The organism is Mycobacterium sp. E3247, from assembly GCF_001667785.1.
Classification (GTDB): domain Bacteria; phylum Actinomycetota; class Actinomycetes; order Mycobacteriales; family Mycobacteriaceae; genus Mycobacterium.
This window is the reverse complement of the sequence record NZ_LZJG01000329.1, coordinates 1-3,868: the sequence shown is the minus strand read 5'-3', so window position 1 is coordinate 3,868 and position 3,868 is coordinate 1. Positions and strand designations below refer to the sequence as shown.

5 protein-coding genes and 1 pseudogene are annotated in these 3,868 nt (G+C 67.3%); 3 read left to right on the top strand and 3 right to left on the bottom strand.

The features are described from left to right. A pseudogene (locus A9X04_RS18260) lies at positions 1 to 427 on the bottom strand (polyribonucleotide nucleotidyltransferase); the annotation flags it as partial. 342 nt (positions 428 to 769) lie between these two features. Next, on the bottom strand, positions 770 to 1,039 hold the full coding sequence (rpsO, locus tag A9X04_RS18255; RefSeq protein ID WP_003878661.1) for a 30S ribosomal protein S15: 270 nt from the start codon (positions 1,037 to 1,039) through the stop codon (positions 770 to 772). 174 nt (positions 1,040 to 1,213) lie between these two features. Here rpsO and A9X04_RS18250 point away from each other — a divergent pair, with 174 nt between their 5' ends. Further along, positions 1,214 to 1,576: a helix-turn-helix transcriptional regulator gene (locus tag A9X04_RS18250; protein ID WP_067923408.1), complete on the top strand. Its 363-nt coding sequence runs from the start codon at positions 1,214 to 1,216 to the stop codon at positions 1,574 to 1,576. A 3-nt stretch (positions 1,577 to 1,579) separates the two neighbouring features. Continuing rightward, complete coding sequence (locus A9X04_RS18245) at positions 1,580 to 1,939, top strand: SRPBCC domain-containing protein (RefSeq protein ID WP_067923405.1); 360 nt, start codon at positions 1,580 to 1,582, stop codon at positions 1,937 to 1,939. A 12-nt stretch (positions 1,940 to 1,951) separates the two neighbouring features. On the opposite strand, the gene A9X04_RS18240 is transcribed toward A9X04_RS18245, so the two are convergent. Then, positions 1,952 to 2,929, bottom strand: a complete 978-nt coding sequence (locus A9X04_RS18240) for a bifunctional riboflavin kinase/FAD synthetase (protein WP_067923402.1) — start codon at positions 2,927 to 2,929, stop codon at positions 1,952 to 1,954. A 162-nt stretch (positions 2,930 to 3,091) separates the two neighbouring features. Between A9X04_RS18240 and mntR the strand changes: the two genes are divergently transcribed. Beyond that, positions 3,092 to 3,796, top strand: a complete 705-nt coding sequence (gene mntR / locus A9X04_RS18235) for a manganese-binding transcriptional regulator MntR (protein ID WP_067923399.1) — start codon at positions 3,092 to 3,094, stop codon at positions 3,794 to 3,796. The last annotated feature ends 72 nt before the right edge of the window (positions 3,797 to 3,868 follow it).

The window sequence follows — 3,868 nt, the reverse complement described above, 5'->3', positions numbered from 1 at the left end:
TCGCCAGCACGTCGTACAGGTCGTTGGGGTCCAGGCTCAGGATCGTCACCACGACCTGGATCTCGTTGCGCAGCCCGTTGACGAACGACGGCCGCAGCGGGCGGTCGATCAGCCGACAGGTCAGGATCGCGTCGGTGGAGGGCCGGCCCTCGCGACGGAAGAACGAACCGGGGATGCGGCCCGCGGCGTACATGCGCTCCTCGACGTCGACGGTGAGCGGGAAGAAGTCGAAGTGCTCCTTGGGGCTCTTGCTGGCGGTGGTCGCCGACAGCAGCATGTTCTCGTCGTCGAGGTACGCGACGACGGCGCCGGCGGCCTGCTGGGCCAGCCGGCCGGTCTCGAAACGGATGGTGCGGGCGCCGAGGCTCCCGTTGTCGATAACGGCGGTTGACTCGAACACGCCTTCTTCAATTTCAGCGACAGACATGGGTGTCCGTACGGCCTCTCTGGGTATTCAGCTGTTTCGCGTGGTCACGCGCAGGTAACCCGAGAGCTTCCTTAGGAGAGGAAAGAGTCTGAATGCGGCTACGGCCATCGATCGAAGCGGCCGACCTGCCCCAGATCCGGAGAGCCCGGCAGCCACTACCGAAGACCGCCCGATGCAGACCGGGCTGCTCCCATGTGACGTGCGCAGTGACACGCTGGAACGGCACACGCGGATCTGCGTGACCGCACCGTTTGCTCGGGCCGAATCGGCCCAGAACGCTCCCACTCTACATGGCGAACTCAGCCCGTCGGCAGGGCTACACCAATTGGCGGTTTCCGAGCGTCAGCGGCGCAGACCCAGGCGCTCGACCAGCGAGCGGTACCGCTCCACGTCGATCTGGGCGACGTACTTGAGCAGCCGGCGCCGCCGACCGACCAGCAGGAGCAGACCCCGCCGCGAGTGGTGATCGTGCTTGTGCACCTTGAGGTGCTCGGTCAGGTCGGCGATCCGCTTGGTCAGCAGCGCGACCTGCGCCTCCGGGGAACCGGTGTCGGTGTCATGCAGGCCGTAGGTGCCCAGGATTTCTTTTTTCTGCTCGGCGGTCAGCGCCACGAAAACATCTCCATCAATCGGTGCCGCGAAAAATACGTCGGGCGTGGCCACCGCGGACTGCAGCACACGCCGTACTCGGTGGGCGAGTCTATCAGCGGCGGTGACGTCGGCCGAAATCACAGGCCGGTGGTCACCCCTTGACAACATACAACCATTTGGTTGTAGGTTTGGGGCGTGGCCGTAGCTCAAGAGGACCGGGTGGATGCCCTGTTCCACGCGCTGGCCGACCGGACCCGGCGCGACATCATGCGCCGGACGCTGGCCGGGGAACATTCGGTGTCCGCGCTCGCACTGAAATACGACATGAGCTTTGCGGCGGTGCAGAAGCACGTCGCCGTGCTCGAGAAGGCCGGCCTGATAACCAAACGACGCAGCGGTCGCGAGCAGTTGGCCAGGGGGGACGTGACGGCCGTGCGGTCGGTCGCTTCCCTGCTGACCGAGCTGGAACTGCTCTGGCGCGGTCACATCGCGCGCGTCGACGAACTCATCGCATCCGACTCGACCGATTCCACCACCAACCCGACCAGGGAGGACTGAACCATGCCCGTCACCGACGTCCAGCACGATCTGGAGAACCTGACGCTGACCATCACCGCGGACTTCGCCGCTCCGGTGCAGCGGATCTGGCAGGTCTACGCCGGCTACTGGGAGATCACGACCGTCGACGAACCGACGAGCTTCTCGTTCCTCGACGGCTTCGCCGACCCGGACTTCAACCCCAAGCCCGACCTGCCGGTCTCGGTGAACGTGTACACCTTCGCCGAGCACGGCGGCGGCACTCGGGCGACCTACGTGAGCACCTACGAGTCCGCCGAGGCGCTTCAGCAGGTGCTGGACATGGGCGTGGTCGAGGGCGCCTCGTCGGCCATCAACCAGATCGACGACCTGCTGGCCTCCTGAAAGCGCGGCGGGTCAGTCCCGCGCCGAGAGCATCGCGCGGGCACGGTCGGTGTCCCTGCCCATCGCGTCGATCAGGTCCTTCACCGAATCGAACTTGGTCTGCCCGCGGATGCGGCCGACGAAGTCCAGCGCCACGTACTGGCCGTAGAGGTCGGCGGTGGTGTCCAGGACGAAGGCCTCGACGGTGCGGGTGCGTCCGGAGAACGTCGGGTTGGTGCCCACGGACACCGCGGCCTGGTAGCGCTCGCCCGGGACGACGGTGCCGGTCACCGGCCCGTGCCCGAGCAGGGTGAACCACGCGGCATACACGCCGTCGGCCGGGATCGCCGAATACATCGGGGGCGCCACGTTGGCGGTCGGGAATCCCAGCTCCATGCCCCGCCCCTCGCCCCGGACGACGACCCCCTCGACGCGGTGCGGGCGGCCCAGCGCCTCCATGGCCGTCACCACGTCGCCGGCGTCCACGCAGGACCGGATGTAGGTGGACGAAAACGTCACCGTCTCGTTGCTGTGATGCTCGGACAGCAGCGACATGGACTCGACCGCGAACCCGAAGCGCTCCCCGGCGCGGCGCAGCGTCTCGACGTTGCCGGCCGCCTTCTTGCCGAAGGTGAAGTTCTCCCCCACCACCACCTCCACCACGTGCAGGTGTTCCACCAGCAGCTCGTGGACGTAGCGCTCGGGCGTCAGCTTCATGAAGTCGCTGGTGAACGGCATCACCAGGAAGACGTCGATGCCCATCTCCTCGACCAGCTCGGCGCGCCGCGTCAGCGTCGTCAGCTGCGCCGGATGGCTGCCCGGGTAGACCACTTCCATCGGGTGCGGGTCGAAGGTCATCAGCACGGTCGGCACGTTGCGCGCGCGTCCGGCCTTGACCGCATGCGCGATCAGTTCGGCATGGCCCCGGTGCACGCCATCGAATACGCCGATGGTGAGCACGCATCTGCCCCAGTCCGTGGGAATCTCGTCTTGGCCGCGCCACCGCTGCACGAGGGCAAGCCTACGGCCACCCGCCGTCGGCCGGGAGATCCGCCACCACGAGGGTGTCGAGGAGCACACGATCAGGCCTGCGTTGCCTAAACTTTGTCGTTGTGAGGGGTCCTGGTGAGGGTCGTTGTGAGGGTCGTCGTGAGGATCGTTGTGAGGATCGTTGTGAGGGCTGACGAAGAGCGTGGCGGCATCACCGCGGTCGGCCAGGACTACCTCAAGGTGATCTGGAACGCCCAGGAGTGGTCCCCCAAGGACGCGCCACAAAAGGTCAGCACCAAGATGCTCGCCGAGAAGATCGGGGTATCGGCCAGTACGGCCTCGGAGTCCATCCGCAAGCTCGCCGAGCAGGGCCTGGTCGACCACGAGAAATACGGGGCCGTGACCCTGACCGAGGCGGGCCGGCGGGCGGCGCTGGCGATGGTGCGCCGGCACCGGCTGCTGGAGACCTTCCTGGTGAACGAGCTCGGTTACGGCTGGGACGAGGTGCACGACGAGGCCGAGGTGCTCGAACACGCGGTGTCGGATCGGCTGGTGGCCCGCATCGACGCCAAGCTGGGGTTCCCGCAGCGCGACCCCCACGGGGACCCCATCCCGGCCTCGGACGGGCAGGTGCCCACCCCGCCGGCGCGGCAGCTGTGGGCGTGCGGCGACGGGGACACCGGAACCGTGGCCCGCATCTCCGACGCCGACCCGGAGATGCTGCGCTATTTCGCCGATGTCGGCATCAACCTCGACTCGCGGCTGCGGGTCCTGACCCGTCGGGAGTTCGCCGGCATGATCTCGGTGGCGATCGCATCCGGCGACGGAGTGGAGACGACGGTCGACCTGGGCAGCCCGGCCGCCCGGGCGATCTGGGTGGTGGGCTAGCTGTACTGACCACGGACGTTGGTGACGGCGTGGCGTGGTGACATGACGAAGACCTCCGAGTGAAGTGCGAGC